The organism is Variovorax sp. 10L426 (assembly GCF_056395305.1).
The window spans coordinates 1-358 of record NZ_JBFTJF010000153.1 but is presented as its reverse complement, the minus strand read 5'-3'; the positions used below and the strand labels follow the sequence as shown (position 1 = coordinate 358).

At 74.9% G+C, this 358-nt stretch carries 1 pseudogene; it reads left to right on the top strand.

The window, feature by feature from the left end:
- Positions 1-358 (top strand): annotated as a pseudogene (locus AC1DHL_RS30225) (polysaccharide deacetylase family protein); the annotation flags it as partial.

Here is a 358-nt window from a genome sequence, read left to right as displayed (position 1 = left end):
GTCCTGATGTTGGCCGCGCCCGTGTCCGTGCTGGCCGACGGCACCTTCCCGGCGTCCGAGACCCCGGAGCCGCCTGCCGCCGTCACGCCGGTGGCGTTCGCCAAGCCCACCGCCAAGCTGCCGCCGCTGCGCTTCCTGCTGACATTCGACGATGGCCCGGACGCCGGCCCGGATGGCAGCACGCCGCTGATCCTGCGCCAGTTGGCCGACAACCCGATTGCGCCCGGCATCAAGGCCATCTTCTTCGTCCAGACCGCGCATCCGCGCCGGGGCGGCGGCGCGGCCGGGCGCGCCCAGATGCGCGACACCTGCGCCGCCGGCCACCTGCTCGCCGTGCACAGCGGCGTGGTGGAGGGCC